37 protein-coding genes are annotated in these 23425 nt (G+C 42.5%); 1 reads left to right on the top strand and 36 read right to left on the bottom strand.

All coding sequences use genetic code 11. From position 1 onward, the window contains the following. Positions 1–50: 50 nt before the first annotated feature. From GFB47_RS14400 to GFB47_RS14575, 36 genes are all read right to left on the bottom strand, one after another. Positions 51–350, bottom strand: coding sequence for a phage tail assembly protein (locus GFB47_RS14400; protein WP_178306525.1), 300 nt, complete (start codon positions 348–350; stop codon positions 51–53). Positions 351–409: 59 nt separating this feature from the next. Continuing rightward, positions 410–925, bottom strand: coding sequence for a phage major tail tube protein (locus tag GFB47_RS14405; RefSeq protein ID WP_153448726.1), 516 nt, complete (start codon positions 923–925; stop codon positions 410–412). Beyond that, positions 925–2391, bottom strand: coding sequence for a phage tail sheath C-terminal domain-containing protein (locus GFB47_RS14410; protein ID WP_153448727.1), 1467 nt, complete (start codon positions 2389–2391; stop codon positions 925–927). The genes GFB47_RS14405 and GFB47_RS14410 overlap by 1 nt, the downstream gene beginning before the upstream one ends. 74 nt (positions 2392–2465) lie before the next feature. After that, positions 2466–3008, bottom strand: coding sequence for a hypothetical protein (locus GFB47_RS14415; protein WP_153448728.1), 543 nt, complete (start codon positions 3006–3008; stop codon positions 2466–2468). Then, on the bottom strand, positions 3008–3790 hold the full coding sequence (locus GFB47_RS14420; protein ID WP_153448729.1) for a hypothetical protein: 783 nt from the start codon (positions 3788–3790) through the stop codon (positions 3008–3010). Before GFB47_RS14420 ends, GFB47_RS14415 begins: the two co-directional genes overlap by 1 nt. Then, positions 3791–4345, bottom strand: a complete 555-nt coding sequence (locus tag GFB47_RS14425) for a phage tail protein I (protein WP_153448730.1) — start codon at positions 4343–4345, stop codon at positions 3791–3793. Between the two features lie 2 nt (positions 4346–4347). Beyond that, entirely contained in the window at positions 4348–5229 is an 882-nt protein-coding gene (locus GFB47_RS14430) for a baseplate assembly protein (protein ID WP_153448731.1), read from the bottom strand. Continuing rightward, positions 5226–5564 carry a GPW/gp25 family protein gene (locus tag GFB47_RS14435; RefSeq protein WP_153448732.1) on the bottom strand — a complete coding sequence of 113 codons (339 nt, stop codon included), beginning with the start codon at positions 5562–5564 and terminating at the stop codon, positions 5226–5228. Before GFB47_RS14435 ends, GFB47_RS14430 begins: the two co-directional genes overlap by 4 nt. 7 nt (positions 5565–5571) lie before the next feature. Further along, complete coding sequence (locus tag GFB47_RS14440; RefSeq protein ID WP_153448733.1) at positions 5572–5769, bottom strand: hypothetical protein; 198 nt, start codon at positions 5767–5769, stop codon at positions 5572–5574. Beyond that, entirely contained in the window at positions 5769–6308 is a 540-nt protein-coding gene (locus tag GFB47_RS14445; protein WP_153448734.1) for a phage baseplate assembly protein V, read from the bottom strand. Before GFB47_RS14445 ends, GFB47_RS14440 begins: the two co-directional genes overlap by 1 nt. Continuing rightward, positions 6286–6831 carry a hypothetical protein gene (locus GFB47_RS14450; protein ID WP_153448735.1) on the bottom strand — a complete coding sequence of 182 codons (546 nt, stop codon included), beginning with the start codon at positions 6829–6831 and terminating at the stop codon, positions 6286–6288. Before GFB47_RS14450 ends, GFB47_RS14445 begins: the two co-directional genes overlap by 23 nt. After that, positions 6828–7442, bottom strand: a complete 615-nt coding sequence (locus tag GFB47_RS14455; protein WP_153448736.1) for a phage tail protein — start codon at positions 7440–7442, stop codon at positions 6828–6830. Before GFB47_RS14455 ends, GFB47_RS14450 begins: the two co-directional genes overlap by 4 nt. Further along, the gene (locus GFB47_RS14460) at positions 7408–7755 is read right to left on the bottom strand and encodes a head-tail joining protein (protein WP_153448737.1); all 348 of its coding nucleotides are present in this window, start codon (positions 7753–7755) and stop codon (positions 7408–7410) included. The genes GFB47_RS14455 and GFB47_RS14460 overlap by 35 nt, the downstream gene beginning before the upstream one ends. 10 nt (positions 7756–7765) lie before the next feature. Next, on the bottom strand, positions 7766–7954 hold the full coding sequence (locus tag GFB47_RS14465; protein ID WP_153448738.1) for a hypothetical protein: 189 nt from the start codon (positions 7952–7954) through the stop codon (positions 7766–7768). Between the two features lie 59 nt (positions 7955–8013). Beyond that, positions 8014–9819, bottom strand: coding sequence for a phage major capsid protein (locus GFB47_RS14470; RefSeq protein WP_225874321.1), 1806 nt, complete (start codon positions 9817–9819; stop codon positions 8014–8016). After that, on the bottom strand, positions 9806–11260 hold the full coding sequence (locus GFB47_RS14475) for a phage portal protein (protein WP_225874322.1): 1455 nt from the start codon (positions 11258–11260) through the stop codon (positions 9806–9808). Before GFB47_RS14475 ends, GFB47_RS14470 begins: the two co-directional genes overlap by 14 nt. Beyond that, positions 11260–11505 carry a hypothetical protein gene (locus GFB47_RS14480; protein ID WP_153448739.1) on the bottom strand — a complete coding sequence of 82 codons (246 nt, stop codon included), beginning with the start codon at positions 11503–11505 and terminating at the stop codon, positions 11260–11262. The genes GFB47_RS14475 and GFB47_RS14480 overlap by 1 nt, the downstream gene beginning before the upstream one ends. After that, positions 11506–13386: a phage terminase large subunit family protein gene (locus GFB47_RS14485; RefSeq protein ID WP_153448740.1), complete on the bottom strand. Its 1881-nt coding sequence runs from the start codon at positions 13384–13386 to the stop codon at positions 11506–11508. After that, positions 13358–13900, bottom strand: a complete 543-nt coding sequence (locus GFB47_RS14490; RefSeq protein ID WP_153448741.1) for a terminase small subunit — start codon at positions 13898–13900, stop codon at positions 13358–13360. The genes GFB47_RS14485 and GFB47_RS14490 overlap by 29 nt, the downstream gene beginning before the upstream one ends. Positions 13901–14002: 102 nt before the next feature. Further along, positions 14003–14284, bottom strand: coding sequence for an HP1 family phage holin (locus GFB47_RS14495; protein WP_153448742.1), 282 nt, complete (start codon positions 14282–14284; stop codon positions 14003–14005). 27 nt (positions 14285–14311) lie between these two features. Then, positions 14312–14788, bottom strand: coding sequence for a lysis system i-spanin subunit Rz (locus GFB47_RS14500; protein WP_153448743.1), 477 nt, complete (start codon positions 14786–14788; stop codon positions 14312–14314). Beyond that, complete coding sequence (locus GFB47_RS14505; protein ID WP_407701707.1) at positions 14778–15248, bottom strand: lysozyme; 471 nt, start codon at positions 15246–15248, stop codon at positions 14778–14780. Before GFB47_RS14505 ends, GFB47_RS14500 begins: the two co-directional genes overlap by 11 nt. 88 nt (positions 15249–15336) lie before the next feature. Next, complete coding sequence (locus GFB47_RS14510) at positions 15337–16002, bottom strand: hypothetical protein (protein WP_153448744.1); 666 nt, start codon at positions 16000–16002, stop codon at positions 15337–15339. A 1-nt stretch (position 16003) separates the two neighbouring features. Next, positions 16004–17002 (bottom strand): acyltransferase family protein, encoded by a 999-nt coding sequence (locus tag GFB47_RS14515; protein ID WP_153448745.1) that lies wholly within the window; start codon positions 17000–17002, stop codon positions 16004–16006. Between the two features lie 56 nt (positions 17003–17058). After that, entirely contained in the window at positions 17059–18090 is a 1032-nt protein-coding gene (locus tag GFB47_RS14520) for a DUF968 domain-containing protein (RefSeq protein ID WP_153448746.1), read from the bottom strand. Further along, positions 18084–18371, bottom strand: a complete 288-nt coding sequence (locus tag GFB47_RS14525; protein ID WP_153448747.1) for a DUF4406 domain-containing protein — start codon at positions 18369–18371, stop codon at positions 18084–18086. The genes GFB47_RS14520 and GFB47_RS14525 overlap by 7 nt, the downstream gene beginning before the upstream one ends. Next, positions 18364–18675, bottom strand: coding sequence for a PDDEXK family nuclease (locus tag GFB47_RS14530; RefSeq protein ID WP_153448748.1), 312 nt, complete (start codon positions 18673–18675; stop codon positions 18364–18366). The genes GFB47_RS14525 and GFB47_RS14530 overlap by 8 nt, the downstream gene beginning before the upstream one ends. Further along, positions 18672–19307, bottom strand: coding sequence for a GIY-YIG nuclease family protein (locus GFB47_RS14535; protein WP_153448749.1), 636 nt, complete (start codon positions 19305–19307; stop codon positions 18672–18674). Before GFB47_RS14535 ends, GFB47_RS14530 begins: the two co-directional genes overlap by 4 nt. Further along, positions 19300–19509: a hypothetical protein gene (locus GFB47_RS14540; RefSeq protein ID WP_153448750.1), complete on the bottom strand. Its 210-nt coding sequence runs from the start codon at positions 19507–19509 to the stop codon at positions 19300–19302. The genes GFB47_RS14535 and GFB47_RS14540 overlap by 8 nt, the downstream gene beginning before the upstream one ends. Next, positions 19499–20155 (bottom strand): replication protein P, encoded by a 657-nt coding sequence (locus GFB47_RS14545; RefSeq protein ID WP_153448751.1) that lies wholly within the window; start codon positions 20153–20155, stop codon positions 19499–19501. The genes GFB47_RS14540 and GFB47_RS14545 overlap by 11 nt, the downstream gene beginning before the upstream one ends. A 3-nt stretch (positions 20156–20158) precedes the next feature. Further along, entirely contained in the window at positions 20159–21001 is an 843-nt protein-coding gene (locus GFB47_RS14550) for a replication protein (protein ID WP_153448752.1), read from the bottom strand. Further along, complete coding sequence (locus GFB47_RS14555; protein WP_153448753.1) at positions 20998–21546, bottom strand: phage N-6-adenine-methyltransferase; 549 nt, start codon at positions 21544–21546, stop codon at positions 20998–21000. The genes GFB47_RS14550 and GFB47_RS14555 overlap by 4 nt, the downstream gene beginning before the upstream one ends. Continuing rightward, on the bottom strand, positions 21546–21692 hold the full coding sequence (locus GFB47_RS14560) for a hypothetical protein (RefSeq protein ID WP_178306527.1): 147 nt from the start codon (positions 21690–21692) through the stop codon (positions 21546–21548). The genes GFB47_RS14555 and GFB47_RS14560 overlap by 1 nt, the downstream gene beginning before the upstream one ends. Before the next feature lie 59 nt (positions 21693–21751). Next, entirely contained in the window at positions 21752–21925 is a 174-nt protein-coding gene (locus GFB47_RS14565; RefSeq protein WP_153448754.1) for a hypothetical protein, read from the bottom strand. After that, entirely contained in the window at positions 21922–22386 is a 465-nt protein-coding gene (locus GFB47_RS14570; protein WP_225874323.1) for a YmfL family putative regulatory protein, read from the bottom strand. The genes GFB47_RS14565 and GFB47_RS14570 overlap by 4 nt, the downstream gene beginning before the upstream one ends. A gap of 47 nt (positions 22387–22433) precedes the next feature. Beyond that, positions 22434–22646 carry a helix-turn-helix transcriptional regulator gene (locus GFB47_RS14575; RefSeq protein WP_153448755.1) on the bottom strand — a complete coding sequence of 71 codons (213 nt, stop codon included), beginning with the start codon at positions 22644–22646 and terminating at the stop codon, positions 22434–22436. Positions 22647–22751: 105 nt separating this feature from the next. Between GFB47_RS14575 and GFB47_RS14580 the strand changes: the two genes are divergently transcribed. Beyond that, positions 22752–23417: a LexA family protein gene (locus GFB47_RS14580; protein WP_153449026.1), complete on the top strand. Its 666-nt coding sequence runs from the start codon at positions 22752–22754 to the stop codon at positions 23415–23417. The last annotated feature ends 8 nt before the right edge of the window (positions 23418–23425 follow it).

Raw genomic sequence — 23425 nt, forward strand, 5'->3', positions numbered from 1 at the left:
CAGGGAAATCATCTCCTCAATCCCCCACCCTGTATGGCTAGCAAGAACCATTAGTCCTCGCTGGATATTTCGCTCTCTTTCTCTGGCATAAAAAAACCTTTGTAGCATTCCTGCAATTTGATGAAATCCATTGCGTCTAATTGATGTAGCAAGGCATCATCCACTTCACACAAAAGTCCCATCATGTAGAGATCTTTTTCTAAGTCATCGCCTTGGTGTTTTTCCATTAACAATAATTCACGCACGGTTGGTCGGCGCATTGATAACGTTTCAACAGTCTTATTCGCTAGAGCAACTGGGTATGCTAATTTAATGTCTTTTTTTAATACTGGGTATTTTGCTTTTGTCATTATTTTTATCCATAAAAAAGGCTGACACATGGCCAGCCTATTGAGTGAGAAATGATTATTTAAAACAACTGCATTGCAGCGCGAATACCTTCAAGAACATCGACACCACCGAGTTTGCGCACATGGTTTATTGGATCGATTTCAACCAACACCACACCAGCACGAACTACTTTGTAGTAATCCAGTTTCATAGTGACTTTCATTCCCTTGTCACGTTGGCTGCCTGTGTCTTGCGTGTCTCGTTCAATCTTGGTGATCATGCCGCCAAGCTCTTCAACCACATCATAAGCATTACCGCTTAGGTCTGTATAAGTTGAACGAACCGAAACCGAAGTACGAGAGCCCGGGATTAAACCGAACAATGGTAATAAGGTGGCATCAAAACCAAACATGGTAAATGACGACTCGAGTGCAGCCATTCCGTCATCCACTGGAATTGACATATCCATATCACCAGCTTGAAAGTCAAACGTATTCTGTTCAAGAACTGGCGGCGTGTACTCTTTGGCGTTACCGGCTTTACCCACACCATCGACCCAAATCGCCCAGTTTTTAAGTAAGTTATCACCAGCCATTAGCTAAACACCTCTTCCAAGTAATCGTTGTTAATACGAGAGCGGAAGATAATGTGTTCCGCTGGATATGGTGGGCAGAAGTCAAAATCAAAATACACAATACCTTGCTGAATATTGGTAGGTGTATTCAATTCAGGATCACTCCAACATTCACCATTAATAATGGCACCCTGCGCTTTCAAATCACGTAGATAAGCATTCACACCGGAAATCACGTCATCGGTATAGGTTTTGGTGATATTACGGTCCACTGCCCACATGTGAGAACGCTGCACGCTGTCATTGATCATGTCAGCAGTGCGTCGGGTTTGTTCGAAAGTCCACTTAGGATCGGTTGAACAAGTACGGTTACCCCAATGCAAAAAACCTCCTTCACGAATGATGGTGCTGACTTTGTTTTCATTGAGCATATTTGCGGTGGTATTAGGATCTCCCAATGACCAATCAACCGCCTGACTAGTACCTACAATGCCGTAAACCTGTTGGTTTGATTTAGACCACCAAAAGCCTTTTTCCGCATCGATACGAGCACGAAGCCCAGCTGCTCGTGCTGAATAAGGGCGATCGATATCAATTGCTTGGTCAGTATCAAACACTCGAACCCATGGCCAAGTTACTTCTACACGTTCACCAAACTGACGAGCACGTTTCATTGCGTCTGTATAAGTGGCAGTAAGAACACAATCAAGATAAGCAATTGCACGTAAACGAGCCGCTTTCGCTTCAAGCTCTGCTGCAACGCCATCAAACTGACTGAATTCCGGTGCTACCAAAATACGAGGCGTGTAACCGGTTTCAGTTTGGCTATCTAACCAACCTTGCATACCAGTAATAACATTGGCTTGAGTAGCTTCATCATCAAGACCTTCAGCAACTCGAACTACGATAACTAAAGCACCTGTTTGGTCAAAAATGTCATCAATTGCCGCTGGCAGTGTTCCGCCAGTTCCTAATGCTTCGGCACTTTTAGGGCTACCCGCTACAGCAACAGGCACGCCAATCGGGAATGCTTCATCTGCACCACCAGCTAAATATTGGCGAGTATGAGCACCAACTGGATCTAAGCCTGTACCTAACTTAGTTGCTGTAACTAATGCCTTTGCATCTTCATCGGCATCTATTGCTGCAATGATTTCAGTCGCCGTTGAGGTTATGGCCTTTTGTGCGTCGGTTGCTAGGTTGATGGTGATTTTCTTACCGTTCACCACCACTGCTAAATCAGCAGATACTGCGGCAGGGTTAATTAATTCAATACTAATCGCATTGCCTTCTTTACCGGATTTCGCAGCAGTAAATGTTAAACCATCATTTAACACTGCACTTCCCACAGTAAGGGTTGCGGCTATTGCCGCTGCAGAGTTTGGTGCGGTACCCACCAGCCCAATGACAGCTGATTTTACCGTTGTGATCGGGCGTGAGCCGTCATCAATTTCAATGACTTCCACGCCGTGGAGAAATTGTGTCATAGCACTTTCCTATTATTTAGGCACAAAAAAACCAGCAAATGCTGGCGGGTTTGGTTGGTTTATTCAGTAATTCGTTATGTTGGAGAAACGGGCCACGGATTTTCATCACGAATCTTTAAGTACAGCGCAATAGCTTGTTGTTCGTAATCTGCTGCTTTCGCTTCATCTTTCTCGACAGTTCGAATCATTGAAGCTTCATTACGCAATGCATCAACGTTTGTATAAAGCGCACGGCGAGTTGATTCAACTTGCAGTAGTTCCGCTTCATACTGCTGTTGTTTGTTAGTCACCCATGCGCTATCAATCCATTCATCGAATTGAGTTGTGGGCTTTTCTAATGTGTAGTCATCAGTGACTAGCGTTTTGTCATCAAACTCTTTTGGTTCACGCGTTTGCTTGTTGTATGCAGTAACTTTTACTGGTTTATCTTTTACTACCCAACGGCTCTCATTCGTTGGCCAATATGGTACTTGGTCATTTTTATCTCGAAATGAATAATATTGTTTTTCAGAGTCTAATACGGAACTAGGCAATTGGATTTCCGTTGCTAGCGGCATATCAACATTGCTGTCAATTTTTCGAATTGCTGCGCCTGTATTTGCATCAAATAGAATCATTAGAACACTCCTTTTGGTAACCAAATAAATGCATCAAAGAATGCACCCATAGTGTCGGTAAATGTGTCAGTACGTACAACAAAAGATGTATCTATATAAAAACTATATTGATTACCAATATTCGATTGTGCTGCAGTATTTCCTGAAGATGAATCATTCCTATAACGTAATGCACCGCTACCGCCCGAAACTAAAGATCCTTCGGTGTTGAAGCCACGAATTTTTAGGTCTCCCGTAATATTCTGCAAATGATCTTCTTTCGTATCACCCGCATCACCAAAGACACCTGCGGCTTTATCGTGCATATAAAGAGGTTTATTTGGTGTTGTGAAGAAGTCACCTGTTGAATCTGTACCAAATCCCCATTTAGCTGCATGTTCAAATGGAGATGCCGCTTTTGTATCTTCTTCAATGAAGTTGATTGAGGCCGATATCAATTGATATGCTGTCGTGTACTCGCTCACATAACATTTCTGACCAACACTTGGCACGACTAAATCAGCATTTGGGATATAACCAACTAGATTATTAAATACTGGCGTCCCAACTAAAGCTCTAAGTAATTCAGTTTGTAAAAAATACTGAGGTAACGGATTCGGTGTCTGTTCATCATCAAACTTTTTCTTTAAGTTATCCTGTTCTTGCTTCAAGTAAGCCGTTCGGTTTGCTAATTGCCCTGTTGGTACATTATCAATTCCTTCTGGCCCACCTTGAACCACATCGGTTTGTTCAAATTGATATACCCCATCCTCCCAGACCGCTTCTTCTTGTAAATTCGCCATCTATGCCGTTCCTCGGTTATAGGTACCATCACGATAAATGGTGCCATTTCGTAAAATTAATGCTTCGGTAAAGTTCAAGCCCACCAACTCACAATGCAGTGGTGCAGCATCGTCTAGTAATCGTCTAACTTGTCGAGCTTGTTCAGCTGTTATGGTTTTAGTCAGCCATATAATGTATTTAGCAAAGGCCATTTCTTCACCGTAGTAAGTCAATCCGTTACGTTGAATCGAGCCATCACGCAAACCACCGTTTAACCCTTCTTGAATAACAATCTCGTCATAGCCGGCATTACGCAAAATTCTGCGTACTGCATCAGGTGTCCCTTTCCGGCTGTGAACTAAGTACGCCTCTTGAAGAGTTTTACGCTTAAATTCATCACTCCAACGTTCGTCCCATTCATCCACATCCAGTGTTATTGCAAGTACATATAACAATTCAGTTGGACACTTCTCATAATTCCACAAGAAGCGAATAGGCGACGACATATCCGCTTTCGTAACCTGTTCAACAGAACGTTCGAATGATGTAGCGTTTGGGGGTAACAATGAATTCATACTTATTCCATTGCCTTAGCGGTTATCGTGATGGACGTGCAATATGGCGCAGTATCTTTATCTGCCTGGTACTGAACAAAATCTTGTAAGTCCACATCCTTAACACTGGAGATATGCATCGCGGCATCCAATGCTGAATGACTGACTAACGCCCCAATTCTATGCTGTGCATCAACGTATGTTTGAGTATTTGCTATTGCCTGAGCAATGATACTGTCAGAAGCTGAGTTGTTTTCTATATCTAATACCGCATTAATTGAATACTGGTAAATGGTTGCGCTACTAACTCGAACGGTAGAGCACAACGGCCGAACAGTTTCATCATTTAATGCTGCAGTGACGGTATCAACTAAATCTTGATCAGCTTCGCCATTACCCGTTTGAGAAATGATTTTTACATTTACAATGCCAGCCGATTGACGGTATGCATTGGCATCTTTAACTTGAGATGAAGAAGATAATGCATGATAGATATAAGCTTTGCGTGGCCCTGCAGTTGAAATCGATGACCACTTGAGCAAACAGCGATTTCGGAGTGAATCATTACTTTCCATCATTGCTTCCGTTGGCGGTACCGTGGAATCATCAGCAGGAACAATCGTCTCTCGCTCTAAGTCAAAGAATGCAGCTAAGCCATCTAGATCAGAACCCTCAGCCCAAGGCAACATCACCGATAATGCCGCATCATTAACCCGTTGACGCTCGGTCACAGCATCATAAGCGGATACTTCTAACAACTTTACTGATGATTCATGCTCATAATCGGCATCCCAATCAGGCTCACGTGTTTTAAGGGCTGCCTTTTTTTGTGCAAGAACGTCTTCATAATTAAGCTCTTCTCGCACTTTAGGCTTTGGAAGTGATGAAAGATTAATATTACTCATGAAACTTCTATTCCTTCCAACGTGATAGACTGCCCATTAGGCTTATATACGCCCGTAATATCTAACTCGATATAACCAGGTTCGCCCGATGCAATTTTGATTTGCTTTACATCCAAACGAGTTTCCCATTTCTTAATAGCTTGTGCCGTCGCTGCAATAATGCTCGCGGTACCAGAGGCGTTTAATGGGCTATCTATTAATTTGAATAACTCACTGCCATAGTCTCGACGCATCACTCTTGAGCCAATTGGGGTATTTAATATGTCTTTAATGGATTGCTTAAGGTGATTAATACCGTCAAGTGATTTACCGTTTTCAGCGTTCATGCCTTTCATTCTTCACCTACTTAACAGGCCAACTACCAGCGCTGCTTCCAGAGCTCACTATTGCTTTTGCATTCGCTTGAATTTCATCAACGATCGCATTCGCAATCGCCTCTGCATAATCGGCATTTCTTGAGTGCTCACCCGATACAGTAAAACCCTTTGCTGTGAGTTCGGTTAAGATCCGTTGCTTTAAACCTGTCTTAGAAAGTGCCATTACTTACCTGCGATCACCTTGATTGAAATATCTGAATGAACATTGCCAGTAAAAGCGCAGATACACTCACCCGTTACGACGCCAGTTCCGCCATTGAGTTTGACTTGTTTGGCATCAGCAATAATGTCACCCGTTGCCTGTACTTTGACTTCACCTTTCACATCCACCAGCAATTTATTCGTTTTAAAGTTATAAGAAACCTTAGTGCCATCTGAATACTGAGTAACATGCTCATCTGGTGAGGAACTTGGAGGGACATAGCTGGCATTAGGAATACTTGAAAACACAACGCCGTTATTTAAGTCGCCTGATTCACTAATGATCACAACAGAGGTACCGACAGTGATCGGTTGCCAGTCTTGTCGGTTTTCATCCATATTGGTGATCAAAAAAGGCAACCAACTTGTGATTGCCTTTTCTGCATATTGAACTTTAACCCGTGGTGGCGATTGACTAAAATCGACTGAATGAACTTTACCGCGGCGTACCATGTTCGCTAGCCGCTTCTGCAGATCATTAATTATCGGTATTAAGTCCACTAGGTACCACCTGTTCGTATTTATCTTCGTTTTTAGTGCCAATATCTGGCGAGTATCCAACCATTACCGTCGTTGGAATAATGCCTTCTGGCTTATAAAAATCTTCACCGACTTCAATGGTCTGCATAAAGCGAATCGACCAGACCGCATAATCATCAAGTTCAGGCTGAAAATCATCAGGCTCAGCGCCTTGCAAAACCACAGGTTCAATTGGCAACCCAAAACGCTGATCTTGTAGCTTTATGCATAAAGCCATCGCTGCATTTCGTACTTCTAATTGATACGCCGGATCAATTACGCCAAATACCACCATCAATTTACAATTCAAATCGACCGCTAGCATACCGTTCATTGGTTGGCTTTCGCTCATTTCCCAATCTTCAACACCGAAGAACGCGCATGGCGCAGGTAACTCAGTTTGTATTTCAGGGTAATATTGAACGGCCTGAAGCCAGTCCACGTTTTGAGTGATCCAGTCAATTACCGCATTGTGATAATCGGTTAAATGAATACCGTCACTCATGATTGCCACCCAGTTTTATTCATACCCATTTTGACTCGCCCTTTTAAATCAGTTTCAAAGTGCTTCATGAATACCGTAGAGAGCTCTGAAAATATTTCATCTTCAATGGTATCTTGCAGATCATCGGCTACTGATACCCTTGCTTCTTTGATTGGGTATCGGCTTTCGGTAGAGCGAGTGAAAATGGATTTACGGCCATAAGCTCTAGCAATAAAGCCCTTATCGTAAGATTGAGTACCAATTTTTCCCGATGGATTAAATACCGCACCTTGAGGGTTCTTCTTTGAGCCTATTGGCTTCATGCGACCTTTTAATTTACCAACTGGAATATCGTTCATCCCAAACCAAAGCTTTAATTCATCTAGCTTGCTTTGTTTACTGGTGCTTTTAAGACGAAACGTTTGTAAACGACGCCTTAAATCTTTCATTCGTTTAAGTTGAAGTTCGTCCTTGATCTTCTTATTGGTCAACGCTCGCATGGTTTTGGCCGTTCGAGTAAGCGCTCGGTTATAAGCAGCTCGAACTTGAGCTTCAGTGGCACTGTAGATATTTTGAATGGCTTCAATTTCATCCAGATCAATATCGAATAACAGGTTTCGATTGCTCGCCACTGTAGTTCCCCAGTATTAATTTTGTGATACCCGTTCCATCAGGTTCAGGTGGTGTAACGACCAACCACTGTTTACCACTTATTGTCACTAATTGACGCGCTTCAATGCCTAACGCATCTTCATCTCGCAAGCTCAGTTCAGGAGCTGAGTCTGAAATGCGCCCACCACTACCAACTTGAGATAAAGAAAAGGGATCATCAAAGACCCCTTTCGTTTCAACATCACCCATTGGGAGGTGTAAAATAATAGGAATTGAGAACTCAGCCATTAATGCCACATCCATATCAGTAACACCAAGGTTCCAAGTTCTCATACATCACCCTTTATTTTTTATTTGTTTTGATTGTTGCCGGCTTACCAATTTTGGCATCTTTATCAGCCACTTTTGCAGCACCCGCTTGTCGTAGATTTCGAGCAATATCGCTACCAACTTCAATCACTTCATCTTTCACAGCATTAACACCAGGAGAGACTACAGCTCCACGGGTTAATATTAGCTTTACTTTGTCCATGCTTTTTCTCCAACTTAGGAAAGGAAAGCCCCTGATACCAGAGGCTTAATCTTTAATGCTTATTCTCCGCCAGCGGCAGCAACACCTTTCACAAATGATTGAGGATTACGAACCGCAATATCAGCCATTTGGTGGCAACCAATATCCAAACCACCTGTTTTGCTATTGCGAGTAGGGATAAGTTCAACCATCCCCCAAGTACCCACCATCACATCAGAGAAGTTACCAAACAAGGAACCACCTACTGGCATTTGCGTTGAGCTGTGTGCGGCATAGCCATTACACTCTTTGCCTTCAACAACAAAACGACCAGAGCCAGCATCTTTCTTCGTGGTTTTCAGCGCAGAATACACCGTTGGGCGGAATGCATAAGAAAGGTTGCCCATTAATGCATTCACATCATCAAGCGCACCTTCCATCTTCACGATTTCTTCCCACGTGGGAATAAGATTAGTTGTATCAGCAATATCAACCGTTTGAATGCCAGTGGTATTCAAAATACCAAGTGGTTGGTTATTCGCACCAGTTCCACTAAAACCAGCCATATCAATAGCTAAAGCCATACCCATGAGCATATCTTCACGAACAATTTGTTCGATTGCAGGCGATGATTGACGCATAAGCTCAAATGTCATCGGAACAACACCACCAACATGCTTACCACTTAAGGTCACATTGCCAACAGTAACATCGGATTCATTAGCATCGGCTTTCTCTGCCATCCAACCGAAATCAGCAGAAGCCGTTTTCTTCGGCATACTTACATTGCCGTTTAGCCCTGGCAAGAAACGCGCACCTAATTTACCAAGCAAGGTATTAGCACGTAACACATCAATAAATTGATTCGCCATGTGTTGAGTACCGATTAAACCTGCCCCGCCATTAGTATCAGCTCGAGCGCCAGTAAGTACGCTAACAGGTACAATCAAACCACCACCCACAACAGAGCCGCCTTGACGAACAAGTTCTTGTGACATTTCACGTTCAAAACCTGCATTTGACCAGTCGCCAGATAGTTGGGCGTTCAAAGCACGAACCAATGAGTATTCACGATTCTCTTGGCGCAACATGTCTTCACCTGTATGACCAGCCGTTGGCGCGGGTTGAGAAGAAATAAAATCAAACGACTTAGAGCGGAACTGATCTAACGACCAACCTTTCTCAATCGCTTCACGTTTTAATTCCGACAAATCCCAAGGAGCATCAGCAGCAGCACGTTCTAGTGAAAAGATACGAGTACGTTCTTCTGCTCGTACGTTATCAGCATTAATCACGACAGGTGCATTAAGCTGAGGATCTTGACGATTCTCTCCCGTCGGGGTTTGAGTTTCTTTTGGCATATCAATTTCCTCGATATTTAATTCAGTTTCTTCGCTGCGCCCAATGCCTACACTGGCATCAGCTGGAACAGCCACAATTGAGATTTCCGTCGGTTCCCACTCCGTAATTCGAATCGTGTCAGGTGAACCATTCTCACCTTTGGTACGTTCATATTTCAGAATGTTGTAGCCAACGCTGATGTGTTTGCGGATACCGTCCACTACATCTTGAAACACTTCGTCAGCACGCTTGCCTTTACCAAAGCGAAGCGTTGCCCGTCCCCGACGGTCACTGTCGATACGTGCCACTTCAACCACACCGATTTGATCAGTTCGGTTATGGTCCATTAATACCGCTCCACCATTATTTAGCCGATCTAATCGAACGGACTCAGGGGAGTGGTCTAATACTTCTATGCCGAACCAACGTTCGACTGTAATTTCCGAAGAAAACGCCACTTCAACGGTACGACTTTCTTCATCTACTTTTCGCTCACCATCAATCAGCATTGAACGCTGCAATGGCTCACCTTTAATCGTCTTCATCGTCTTCATCGTCTTTAAGGGCATTTTCTTGCTCCAATTTGCTCATGACTTGCACGGCTGAAATACCCAATGACTTCATCAGTGCATCTTCTTCCGCTATTTCTTTAAATACCTCTTCAGGCTCATCACCGCGTTCTCGGATAATTTGAGAAAGAGAAACTATGCGCATTTCGTATTGCACTTTTTTCGCATTAGCTTCTTTCAAAGGATCAACCCATTCCCAACGGCGCCCTACCCATTGTGATGGCAGGTAATAACCCACCCCACGAGACAGTGGCTTGTTGTTAATTTCTAATCGGCCGTAGTAAAGCTCAGAGCCAAGCCAATACTTAAAAACTGGCTTGATGAGAGATTGGATTAACCAGCCTTGCAGAGTTTTAAAATATTCGCGAGTTTCAAGCATGCCAACCCGAGCACTTGAATAATTCACACCAGCTAAGTCATTACCTAATGTGTGATAGTCAACGCCAAGCCCAGAGGCTATTCCCTTTAAGGTTTGTCCCATGAACTCTTTAAATTCACCGCTTGGGTAACTAGGATCAAAGGTTTCAAATTGAAGCGAGCCAATGTTCTCAAACGTACCGGCTTCTGCGTTCAGCATCATGTCACCCGACTCTTCATCACCGGTATATTCTTCATTATCTTCACTTCGGAAAAAGCCCATCTTCGCCGCGCCGATGCGCGCAGCGGTTAATGCAGCTTCTTCATATCGACCTAACTGAAACAAGCGACCAAGTGAAGCAGACGCCCAAGGCATTCCACGCTTTTGACCCACAAATTGTTTACGAAATATATGACGCAATTTATCCGCTGGAATACGTGTACGTGTTTGAGCACCTTCACTTGCGCCAACCGCAGGGTGATAATCCACATAATCATCATTTATGTGGTAGGCAACAGGAGTTAAAAACTGATCGTATTCAATTCCCATACGGATAACATTGCCGTTGTTCCGCTTTTGATTGAAGTTAATATCAACACGAACCGGGTCTATTAAGGTTGGGATTAATCGACCAGAGCGATCCGTTCTTAGATAAACAAATGCTTCACCGTCAGTCACCATGCTGGTTACAATCAGCTGTTGAGTAGCAATAAAATCGGTTTGTTCGATAAACTCTTGCCAACCCGATTCAATCACCTTCCTTGCTGGCTGGTCTGGCTTACCATTAAAATCGACCACTTGAGAACGGAGCTTAAAACCTGCCGCTCCAATAATGTTGTCTTGCAAGATTTGAATGAGCCGAACAACATAATCATTATTTCTAGCTTGCTGACGAGAACGAGCTCGAAGCGTTTCTAATTGAGAGTAAGTGACTTGATCAGGCGTATAGGTATTGGTATCCCACGACATCGTGAGACGGTCTGGCGATGCAGACTCAAACATTCGTCTCGAATCACCCACTATCATTCGTTGGATATTTTGATTTTTCAGTTTTGACATTATCCAACCACCCTAACCGTACGAGTTCGCAAACCCTTTTCTTTACGTTCCAGTTTTTCTAACTCGGATTCATAGCTGCGTCGCATCGTTTCTAATTCCGATGGAGAAAGGTTAGTCACACTGCGTCCATTAAAAGAAAGTTCTGATTTACCCGATGTTAAGATCCCCATTTGAGCGTTTTGAATGGCGTCAATAGCGCTTTCTAACCACTCTTTTCTTGCGGTTTGTCTATCTGTAAGTGCCATTTAAAACCCTTTCATTTTCATTCGACGCCTTGTTTTCGGCTTTACTTCCGCTTGGTGCGTGACTGACTCAGCTAAGGCGTCATAGTTAGGATTAAGAATTTCACGAGCGGCCAAGTTATAAATTTCTAAATCAAATGCTTCATTACGTTTACGGACTTTCACCCACTCTAATACCGCATAACCTTTGTTATATCGGGTTCTGCGCTCTTCAGCGGTAAGCTGTTGAAAGAATTCTTCATCAAATTGACTGCTTACGGGGTAGTGGTAATAACCGGCACCAGGTTCAAGAACTTGCAGCCTTGCCATCACCAACTCTTTTGCGGTATCAGTACCAACAGCAAATAATTTGATTTTGCCTTTGTTTGAGGTCGATGGACGCGAAACAATTGGACGACCAACTCCACCAACACCTTTGATGGCAAAGATACGTCGGCTTTCGCGAGTCTTAACAAATTTATAAACTTCTTGAGTAAAGTGACCACCGGAGTCAATACAAGTACAAGCAATTCTCAACTTGTTTCCCGATTCATGTTCATAGGTTTGAGAAAGAAAATCATCAAGCTCATTCCAGATGTCAGGTTTGGCTAGGTCGCCATAAATGATTTTGAAATCAAGCGCCCAACTTTCATCGCCTTTGCCCCATGCTTTAACTTCACATTCGAGACGATCATCTTGAACATCTACAGAACAGGTAAGTACAAGGCCACCAGCAGGAATTAAGTCATAATGCTCACGTCTGCGATAAAGTTCGTGTGGCTCTAAGCGTTCGCCTTGTTCTTCCCAGGTCTCACCTAAGATGGTGTTTACGAATGTTTTAAGCTTTCCAATATCATCTTTTGCTTTCAACCAATCTTGAATAAGACGTCGCCACTCAGTAAACGGTGAGTAAGCAGACCAAATATGAAATGACACATTTTCAGGTGTATCTACTGGTGTGCCATCAATGGCCGTCCAGGCAATACCATCTTTAGTTGAAAGATCAATATCTCTATCTCGCCAAACACCTTTCGATTGCTCAGGCATCCATTCAGCATAAGTCCCTAAGCAACCGCAGTGTTCACATAGATACGCTACTGTTGAAGGATCATCATTTTGAAACTTCATGCCAAATTCAGCATCAGGCCCGCCCCATTTTAAGGATTGATACTCCTCACAATGTGGACATGGGATTTCATAACGAAGCATCATGCCTGATTCGAATGATGCGCGTTCTATTTGGCATTCATGCTTATTCTTTGGTGTAGAACCACGAATCGACTTGCCGAAAACAGAACCTTCTAAACGACGATCCCCTAAGAATGTTGGTGAACCCTCTTTCTCTACATCCGCAGGGAAAGCGGCAAGCTCATCATAAACAACAGTATCGACTGATTTTTCACGGTAGTTCTTTGCTGCAGTACCACCTACACACCAAAGCTGTCGACGGTTGGAAAACTTTTTAGTATCCAAAGTATTGTCACGGTGCTTTTTCCCATGCCAAGGAGCAAGCTGACGAATAACCGGAACATCACGGATCATTGATTCAATATGTGATTTCATGAAGCCAGCCGCTGCGGCATCCGTAGGCTGAAATAACAATTGATTTCGTTTTTTATGCTCAAGCATGTAAGCCAATGAAGCTTTGAGCATTTGTGAATATCCAACACGAGCTGACTTCATAAGATTCACGACTCGAATCTCGTCATTACCCATACTGTTTAAAATAGCGATTTGGAATGGCAGGGTTTCCCACCTACCTTCTAGATAAGAAGATTCTGCAGATAAGTAAAAGTTTTCATCCGCCCATTCAACTGCTGTCATCGGCAATGGACGCCAGAACGGACGTAAGCCTTGCTTAATTTGATAGCGAAGATTAGCTAGTTGCTTCTCGGATATAGTCATCTATCAAATCATCCATTCGTTCATCAATAGTACTTATCGAGCTCATGCCTTTTGCTAATGCCCGTTTAATGTTTTCAATTTGAACCGTGGTTAATTCAGGATGCTTTCTCATCATGTTAAGAGGAAGCGCATCTAAAATACCGGAAACTTCTGCAGCAACTTTCGATAACGCAAAGCTAGCAAACTCAACCGGTACCACTTCATGCTTTGCAATTTCGTTTTTTAGCTCTTGAGCATCAGCTTGTGCTTTGGTTAATCGATAGCGTTCATAATCCAAACCATTGGGATCTAACTCTTCAGGATTGATCGTCTTAGGTTGATGTTTCTCTGTTTCATTTTTCAGGCGATTATGGAGCACATCGGCAACCGTGAAATAGACAGAACGACCAACCTTTGCAACTGGCTTCACGCCCCATCGGTCAAAGGCTTGAACGCTTATCCCAAGGCTCTCAGCCATAGCTGATTTATTCAGCCAATGAGGCTCTGATTTAGACGCTGTTTTTATCGCTGACATATAAACAACAACCTAACTTTGAAAATGCTCATAAATAGCGAAAACGTGCGAGTCCCATACCCACAGTGAAAAGGGTCAGGAAGGACCCATGAAATCATAGACTTATTTAATTACCTGTTTTAGTTCATCCAGGCGACTGTCCAATGAACCCTTAATGGCTTTCATTCTGGCCGCGTGAAACTCCGCATCTTGTTCAGCTTTAATTTTGTCTTGTTCCGAACGCTTCTTGTATAGCTTATGTTGCATGACAAAGAGAATAAGTGTCGTGACAATACCAATCAGCAATGCAACGTCAGACAGCGTGAACAAGCCACCAATAGCAGTAGACACACTGGCAACATAACTGGAAGTGGTAACTGTTTTATCCATAATGCTCGTTTTCATGTTGGTAACCTCGACTGCAGTCGGGTCTTATTTAGCGACACACTCACTAGGAAGCGCTTCTATATATGACCTCAGCCCATTTACTTGAGCTGTGATGGTTGTGATTTGTTGTCTGAGACGTAGATAAGACTGTTCAGCGTCTCTTGTAAGTTCGGGGGCTCGCTCATCATCCACGCTGGAGGAGCTGGACTTTGCGGGCACTGGCTTACGACAAGTGGCGTTGACGTGCAGCCGCTTAGAACTATCAGCAAGATCACGCTCAAGCTGAGATACTTTAGCCTGTGCATTCTCATACTCCATTTGCTGCTTAACGTACTGCTTAGCCATCTTCTGATTCTGCTCTTGCATACTTGATACTGTATGCTGCACAGACTCAGCTACCTCAATAGCTGTGTTGAGCTTTTCTTTTAAATTTGTATTTTGAACATGCTGAACAAATACCGTCATGCATAAGAGCGCCACCAATACGATAGCAATGCTTTTCAAATAACCATTAGTGAGCATAACGACAAACCGCCTCTTCAATATCCCTGCGATTCATTAGCCCCTTCCAAGGCTTACCTGCTGCATAAACCCAACGTTTAAGCTGTGAACAAGCCCCAGCATAATCATTAGCGTTAAGCTTCTTTAATAACGTTGAAGAATTGAAAGCACCTGATCCTACGTTATAAGCAAAGGAGTAAAGCGCTGCATGCATAGTGACAGGGAGAACGGTTTTAATCTGAGGATTGATTTCACTGGCTATTCGAGCAAGGTCGGTGTCGAGCAATACCTGACACTCATCTGGTGAGTACACCTTACCCTTAATGATATCTGAGCCTGTATGCCCATAACACACTGTAAGAACACCTGCGACATCATAGTAAGGCGTATATTCAACACCTTCTAAATCAACAATCATTGCACTGGCAATAGATAAGGCAGCTGCCGAGATAGCAGCCATCACTCGTTTTGATATCTGCACACTCAACCTCAAATTTTAGGCATAAAAAAACCGCCATCGAGGGCGGTTGATTTGGTTAGATGCAATAATCCAACCTAGAAATTAGAGCTTATATTGCCATCATTTGCTTTTCAAGTTCTTTTTTGTACATTTTACGCGCTAACGTATCGTACTTCACAATTAGGCTTTTTATAAACTCGATATGTTCAGCGATACGAGCCCAATTATTCTGATAGTAACGAGTTCGCTTCTTAGTAAATGTCTCTGAATGGACATCCTTTTGCTCACAATCTACACCCACTAAGACCTCTATAAAAACAGAGCGCGGGGTGACAGGGAGATATTCTAAGCGGCCATTCTTCTGTGTCACTTCGGCACCGGAGAATTGTTCCAATGCCATGCCTCCAACAATTAAAGGCAATAATGCTTTAACACGATCAAAGGTTCGTTCCTGGATAAACTCACCTACATTTGCTCGCTGAATAACCCAATCATTAATAATATGCTCAAACAGCTGATCACGGTTAGAATGCCGGTTCCAGAGTGGTGAAGCATAGGCATACATACTCCACAACTCTAAATGACGATGTTCACGTCCAACCGTATCAACAGCTGCAAGAACTTTACCACCATCAAGCTTTGAGGCTATTTCCATATCAGCAGCACCAAAGCCACCACCTCCACCACCAACATTGTACTTAGCACGAACGCCTTCCGTCGCCATACCAATTGCTGCTGACATATCCCAATGTTCAATATTAGTTGCTAAGCCCATGTTAACCACCTAATCTATATTCTTTCAATTTATACATTATTGGTTTTTCAATTTTCTTATTAATAAAAATCCCAACAATTATAGATAGTACAACTAGCAATACTGCAATTAATTCAACCATTGTAGGGTTTCCTTTATTGGTTGACATGGTTGCCTTCAAAACATATAAAAAATAAATGTGTGATAAATATATACTATAGGATGCATCTCCAATTTTTAATAGCATATTATATACAAACCCCTTTCCTTCCTTAGAATACAAAGCAAATATAATAATGATTAACGAAGGAATCCCATACCTTAACAACCTTCTAACTCCATCCATATGAAATAACGAAACATATAGAACCAATCCAAATAAAAACATAAACAAATTAAAATTTATTACATTCTTGATGCCTATTTTTTCATAAATCAATGCAAAAATAGCACCAAAAGCAAAATTCAACATCAAAGTATCACTTAAGATATATCCAATATTTATCCAGTTCCCACGTTCTTGACCTCCAAACACATTATTCATAATAAATAATGATACAAATATTATGCTTACAGAGATTAAACATGCTTTTATTCTATTTTTACTTAATAACAATGAAAAAGTGAACATGACATAAAATATCATTTCATACACTAGAGTCCATGCGGGAGGGTTAGTTAGAGCTCCTTGTGTAACCTTATATGATGGAATCAAAAATAAGTTACTTATTACCTTATAACCCTCATTAAAGTTTATAAGCATTAGCATTGTAGGAAGTGACAATATCCAATAAAGTGGGTATATACGTTCTATTCTTCCTCTAATAAACATAAATGCATTTCTTTTTTCCGTTTGAGTATATACCATAAGAAAACCACTCAATACGAAAAAAACATCTACACCAAGCCCACCATTATATTGAAATACACCTCCAAACACTCTCCCCCACAAGTGATTAGTTACCACAAGTAAGGCTGCAATACCTCTTACAACTTGTAAGCTATAGATTTCATTTTTCATTATTAATTCCAACTAAAAAATTAATCGCATGATATCATATGTATACAATGCTATCCCTAAACAATTCCACCAAGCCCCATCACCCTCTTAAGCGTCTGCTTTACAAAAAACAACTGCGATCCATGCTTAGCCTCCCAAGCTTTCGGGTCGTGGTGAAACTCTTGGTGAACACTCGCAAGCATCGGCATAGTGAACAAGTCATGCGCTTTACCGCCCATCTTACCTTCACCGTGACCTATTAAATGATGGGCAACAACAGGATCCGAGTCGGTACCATGTCGTCCAGTTGCGCAGCATGGTAGAGAACGAACAAACTTAAGATACTTCTCGCTACGCCAATTTAATTGCTTAGGTCTTTTCATGTACATGGCTGGTGGATTGTCATTAACCGTTAAACGCACCACTTGTTTTGCTAACCGCTCTAATTGCTCTTTTCCATCCAAATTAAAGTCAGGGTCACTTTCACGCTTAAGTGTCAGTACGTCACGTTTAGCTTCCTGCTTAATGCCAAACATCTGATCAACAACACTGTTTGGTAAATGCTGATATACGCCCTCTCTCACCGCCCACCAGAAAAGTTCAGGTAAAGTTAATTGATGGTTAGAATCAAATCGAAGCTTGCCAGCCACAGTGCGAACACCCCAAACCATAATATTATCTCTGGCGGTCTTTCTAGCTTGCTCACTTAATTGCTTTCTTTCTTGGTTATCATGGTGCCAGCACAAACGTAATGCCCCATGTTTGCAGTCTAAAAACGTCAGGTTCTTATCGCAGAATTCACCGTCGGATAATTGGCAATGAGGAATACGCTCAAGCCAGTGATAGAAATTCCCTAAACGGTTTTGAACATCAGCATGCAAGAAGAACTCGAGCAAGCGTTCATCATCCACCAGCGACTTTTTTGAACTATTAGGAATGGCCGAATGGTTCAACTTACCGCTTGGCACATTAACCAACTCTTTCGGTAATGGCGCCACTAGCAGCCGGTTACCCGAACTCATGCGAACCAACTCATCTAATAATGACTTACCCGGCTTAAACATCATCAAACCAAGATCAGGCTGTAAGAATGGTTTAAGCACTAGCATTCGTAGATCACCGATTTACCCATAGATAACGCTTCACGATGTTCAATGCTTGCCCCTTTGGATTCTTCCCAACCTTTCAGCATATAAATCTCATCAGCCACCGACACCATAGGAATGCAGATATACATGTATTCTTCCCATGTCATACCATTAGGCAAAATAGCAGGGTTCAACACGATATAGCCTTCTTGCTCTAGCTCACTCGCTTTACTGATAAACGCAGGTTTATTAAATTCCGGTATACCGGACATCGGCCCAGCGATATAAATCTTCTTACGCATCCAACGCTTCCTTAATCATCTTCACCGCTTTCAAACTGGTGATCATGCCACTGGTGAAACGTAATACCGTCCAACCACGTAATGCAGCAGTATTGTATTTCTCACAATCTTGCTCATAACCTTTACCACGAGTATGGCGGCCGTTTGTCCAGGTACCACCTTCCACTTCAATGGCAATTTGTTGCTCTGGATAAGCAAAGTCAAAACGCCACTTGCGAGTTTCATGGAATCGATACTCAGCTACTGGCATTTCCAACTTCATGGCTTTGATATGGTAAATCAACAACGCTTCTAACTTACTCATGCGGATGCCTTAGATTTTTCACTCTTTATATATGCACGAATTCTCCCGTCTTTATCATCAAACCACTCACCATGTGTTCTAAATTCAGAAAATTTTTGATGACACTCTTTTTCTCTATCGCCTGAAACAAGTAACAAAATATCGAGAGGAATCCCTATACCACATTGCAATGCAGTAATTCGTCTCTTAATGTCATTAGTACGACCAATTTTTATTAACTTCGAAATTGGGTTAAAAATAAAATATGTTGATGTCGATTCATCTTTTCTCGGCAAGTCAGAACTACTCATTAAAATTGCAGGTGCAAAAGTTCCATAAGAATAAGAAAGCGCACTATAAAGCCCTTTTGCCGACTGTGATATGATGGGATATTGGATAAAAATTGATTCTGTCATTTTGGCAATATGACGACCATGCTCTAGATTATCGAGTATAATTCTCCCTTCGGCTTTTGATAAACCAGTGCACTTTTTAGAATCAAGCTCTCTAATTTCACTACTAGCTAGATGTAGCATTTGCATTCCATACTTATATGCAACCTCATCACTAACCTCTCCTTTTATGATTGCCTCAACTAATGCTTTAGCTTCACTACTCATTACAATCTCCCCATTTCCACTTAACTCAAACATGTTCGCCCCCTAAAAATATCTTTCCACTGTTCCCTGTTCGCTCACCATTCACCACGCAAACTTCCACACCTTGCTTGCGAGCTTTATCCATCAAACGCACCAACTCAATCACATGAACATCCAACGCATTACATAGCTCAGTCGGAGTCCAAACCTTAGCGCGGTTCTGTAACACTCGAATCAAATCCATTTCACTGGCCATGGGCACCTCCTTGGGCTAGCTCAGCGATACGGGCAAACACCGAACCGCGTTTAAATTGGCTAGGATCCGGTCTGCCTGCTCGCTCTCTAGCAATATCCGTAGGCATCACAACTGATTTAGGTGGCAAGGCAGGCACATCTTGTGGAATTTCACCGGCTGCAAAACGTTTGGCCCACTTATCGAATATGCGTTTAAACGCTTTTTCATCATCACCAACCGCCTTGCGCTTCACGTTTGCATGGGTCGCATCAGTGAAGATCAACTTTTCCATGCGGTTGGAAGCCTTAGCGCCAGACATAAACCGGTCAAAACAAACTTGGAAGGCATCACCACGACACCAGGTAATAAACTTACCCACGCTTGGCAAAAAATCAGAGCTACTTTCACGGGCAGCTTGTAATCCAGTCTCAACCATCGACATGCTAACAATGCCGTTTTCCATGAACGCCTTAGTCCAAACCTTTTTCACACCGTCTAGCTCGGCTTGGGTTTTAATTGCGTTACGCCATGCCGGGCAAATCGATCTAAGCTCCTTGAGTACCACGTTCATGCAGTATTCCGCTTGAGAATCGATAGACTCCATTGCAGGTCTTGGCTGCTCAGTGCCGATGATATTGGCTTGGTTAAATTCAACGATATTCTTCATGCGCTATCGGATCGTTAAATCCGCCCCCCATCCAGTGCTATCCCAATCAATATCTTGGTCGCGGTTGCCTTTGCTCGCCTTGACCCAATCCGCTTTGAAGCCCTGCCAGCCACGAAACTCCCACTCGTCCAAGCAGTCCGACAAACTCAAACCATGCTGAACATTCGCCTTGATGAACTCGCCAGCCAGAATATTCAACACACGCTGAGTGGGCGGTTTTTTAGTATTGGCCTTGCGAATACGAATAATCTCTTGGATTTGTTCTGGAGTAACCTCACCAAAGACTGAAAAATCTAAATCACTAAGCGAAGACTTTCGCGCCTTTGTATTTTGTTTATTGTCTTTTGGTATAGTGTCTCTCTTTTGTGGTTGTTGGTTCTGACAGTTTGCGTTGTCGGTTTCGACAATCGTCTTGTCAATATCGACAACTTTAATTGTCGGTTTCGACAACTTTTTAACTTGTCGTTTTTGACTGGTTTTATTGTCAGTTTTGACAACTTCTTCTTTCTTTAGCCACTCAGAAACTACCTTGTTAATCCCAAGCTTGCGTCCATCCTTAATAAGGATATTTCGACTAACTAATCCCTTAATGGTGCGAGAAAGGTTGTCTTTTGTTATCCCTGTCATCTCACACAGCTGATCTAAGCAAATCCAATCCATAGACTGACGGTAACCATAGGTTTTGCGCATTACCGCCCACACAATACGGCTCTCACGGCTGCTCAATGCCGTGCAACACAGTGCATCAGCAAGCTCATTGGCAATCTTAAAGAATCCATTATCACAATCAGCCACTTGCTCACCTCGTTTGTCTTGTGCAACCTTAAACGCCACAACATTACTCATGGTCTGCCCTCCATAGCTTTAAGCGAATCACGGCTCACATAGCGCGTTACCATTGGCATGCCTAAGTCTTGGTGACGGTAGATAACCAACGCTGAGCCTTTGGTGTTTCCGTTTACCGCCTTTTTAGTAATAGGATGTTGAAACGAAATACGACCACCAGTAATAAAGCGCACTTCACTCGCGTTCGTAGGCCACCAGCTCGCATCAGGCGTGGCAGGAATAAGTAATACCGAGTTAATTTTGTGTGTAACGCATTGCTCATAGGCTTTATTAAGAAACGCCTTCACCATGCCACGAGAATAAGGCGGGTTAATCCATACGTATTGATAGGCCATTTTGCCAAGGTTTGGATGCACCCCCCAGTCCACCATGTTCAAAGCATCGTCTAGTGCTGTGTAATATGTACCGCATTTTGCATTGTCATCACTGGCAGCAATATCTACATCAAAGAAGAACTCTTCATTAAGCACATCAAACAACCATTGTGGCGTGGACCACGAATCCTTATCATTGGCTGATAAGTCACTAGAAATAACATCAGCCATTACAGGCCCCCCTCAAATACTTGTTTAGCGAATGCACGACTAATACGAACAGGACTACCCATTACCACCATGTAATATTCAAATTGGTTGTCGATTAGCTTGCTGTAGAGTTTTGACGTTAATTTTCGTTGTGCTATTCTGTTCATGATTTCATTTCCAAAGTTGAATCCACGCCATTGGTAGTTACCGCTACGCAATGGCACTTTTATTTTTGGCTATCCAAAGCAGCTAAACCACGCTCACATTTCTTGATGATGTTTTTCAAAGCATCACGTTCAAGCTCTACACTTTCCTGATTTTGACTCTCAGCAACCTTGCAAGACGAACGTGTCATATCAATCATTTGCTCTATCGTGATTAAGAAGATATTGGTTTTCATACATCCTCCGCATACAGCGCATCAAGCTTCAACATAAAGGCTTCAAACGTCGCTTGGTATTTTTGCTTGAGTTCCGTAATGGCTTTACGCTCTGCTGCATCAAACACGCCATCTGCTTTCGCTTCTTCAATGGCTTTGTCTAACATGCCCTTCACCGCATTAAGCTGTAAGTGGCAATCGAACATATCCACGCTATCTAATTCGCTCACTTCTGGCATAGGTACAACAACGTGATTAATACGCTCTGCAAGGTACTGAGCAATGTATGGGGTTTGGCTTGTTACGGTTAACGTCACAAGATCATCAAACTGGAAAAAATTCATCCCCTTTACCTGACGCAAATGGTTTTGAAATTTGTTGATGTTCATACCCAATAAAGCTGCGCCATCCATTTGCTCGCCAATAGCGCCACCACGACCAAGGTGATGTACTGTTCTGTTAATCATTTCTTTTTTATCCACTGTTAACTCCTCGCTAATGTGGTTACGTGGTTGATTTGTTTGTGCGACTATTTGGACTGAGGGTCAGGGAAGACGTCATTTAACGTGAACTCACCACCCCATGAATTAAGGGCGTGAACAATCCGCCAGCCCAACGACGTCTCAACCGCTCTATTTCCATTCTCATAATGGTTAATAGCGCTTTGGGACACTCCAACCTTTTCTGCTAGAGCTTTTTGAGTGACCCCTAGCTCGCCACGAATTACTTTAAGTTTTGACATGTCGGCTCCTTATTAGAATTGAGTATTACATTATGGAATTTATTAATCAAGAAAATATCACATTATGGATATTCCAATAAAATTACAATAAGTAATAATTTAAGGATGAAAATGAATTGGAATGACTTGGTTAAATCCAAGATGAAACAAGTAGGGATCACTCAAAACACTCTCGCTGAAAAGATGGGAATGTCTCAGAGTGCGATAGCTCATTGGTTAAATAGAAACCGCGAGCCTAGTATCGAGAATATTGCCGAGATAATGGCAATCGTTGGTCTAGAGAGCATGACTTTAACTTCTGATGGCATGATTGATTATCCAGATGATGTTATAGCCAATGTAAGCCCTATTGACATCCAACCCACCTATCAAAATAGCTTCCCTGTCCTTAGTGCCGTACAAGCAGGGCAATGGACAGAGGCCTGTGAACCTTATACGTTAGATGAAATTGACGAATGGCATGAAACAACCGTCCGCACATCAAATCGTTGTTTCTGGCTTAGAGTTCAAGGGGATTCAATGACAAGTCCAGTTGGCACCAGTATTCCCGAAGGAATGTTAGTGTTAGTAGATACAGAACGAGAGCACGAAAATGGATCACTGGTTGTGGCTAAACTCACCGACGTCAATGAAGCGACCTTTAAAAAGTATGTTCGTGATGCAGGGCAAGAATATTTAAAACCCCTCAACCCTAACTACACAATGATGCCAATCAATGGGAACTGTCGAGTGATTGGTGTGGCTGTGGACGCTAAATTAAAGTTAATTTAAATAGAGAA

Source organism: Vibrio algicola, from assembly GCF_009601765.2.
In the GTDB taxonomy this organism is placed as follows: Bacteria; Pseudomonadota; Gammaproteobacteria; order Enterobacterales; family Vibrionaceae; genus Vibrio; species Vibrio algicola.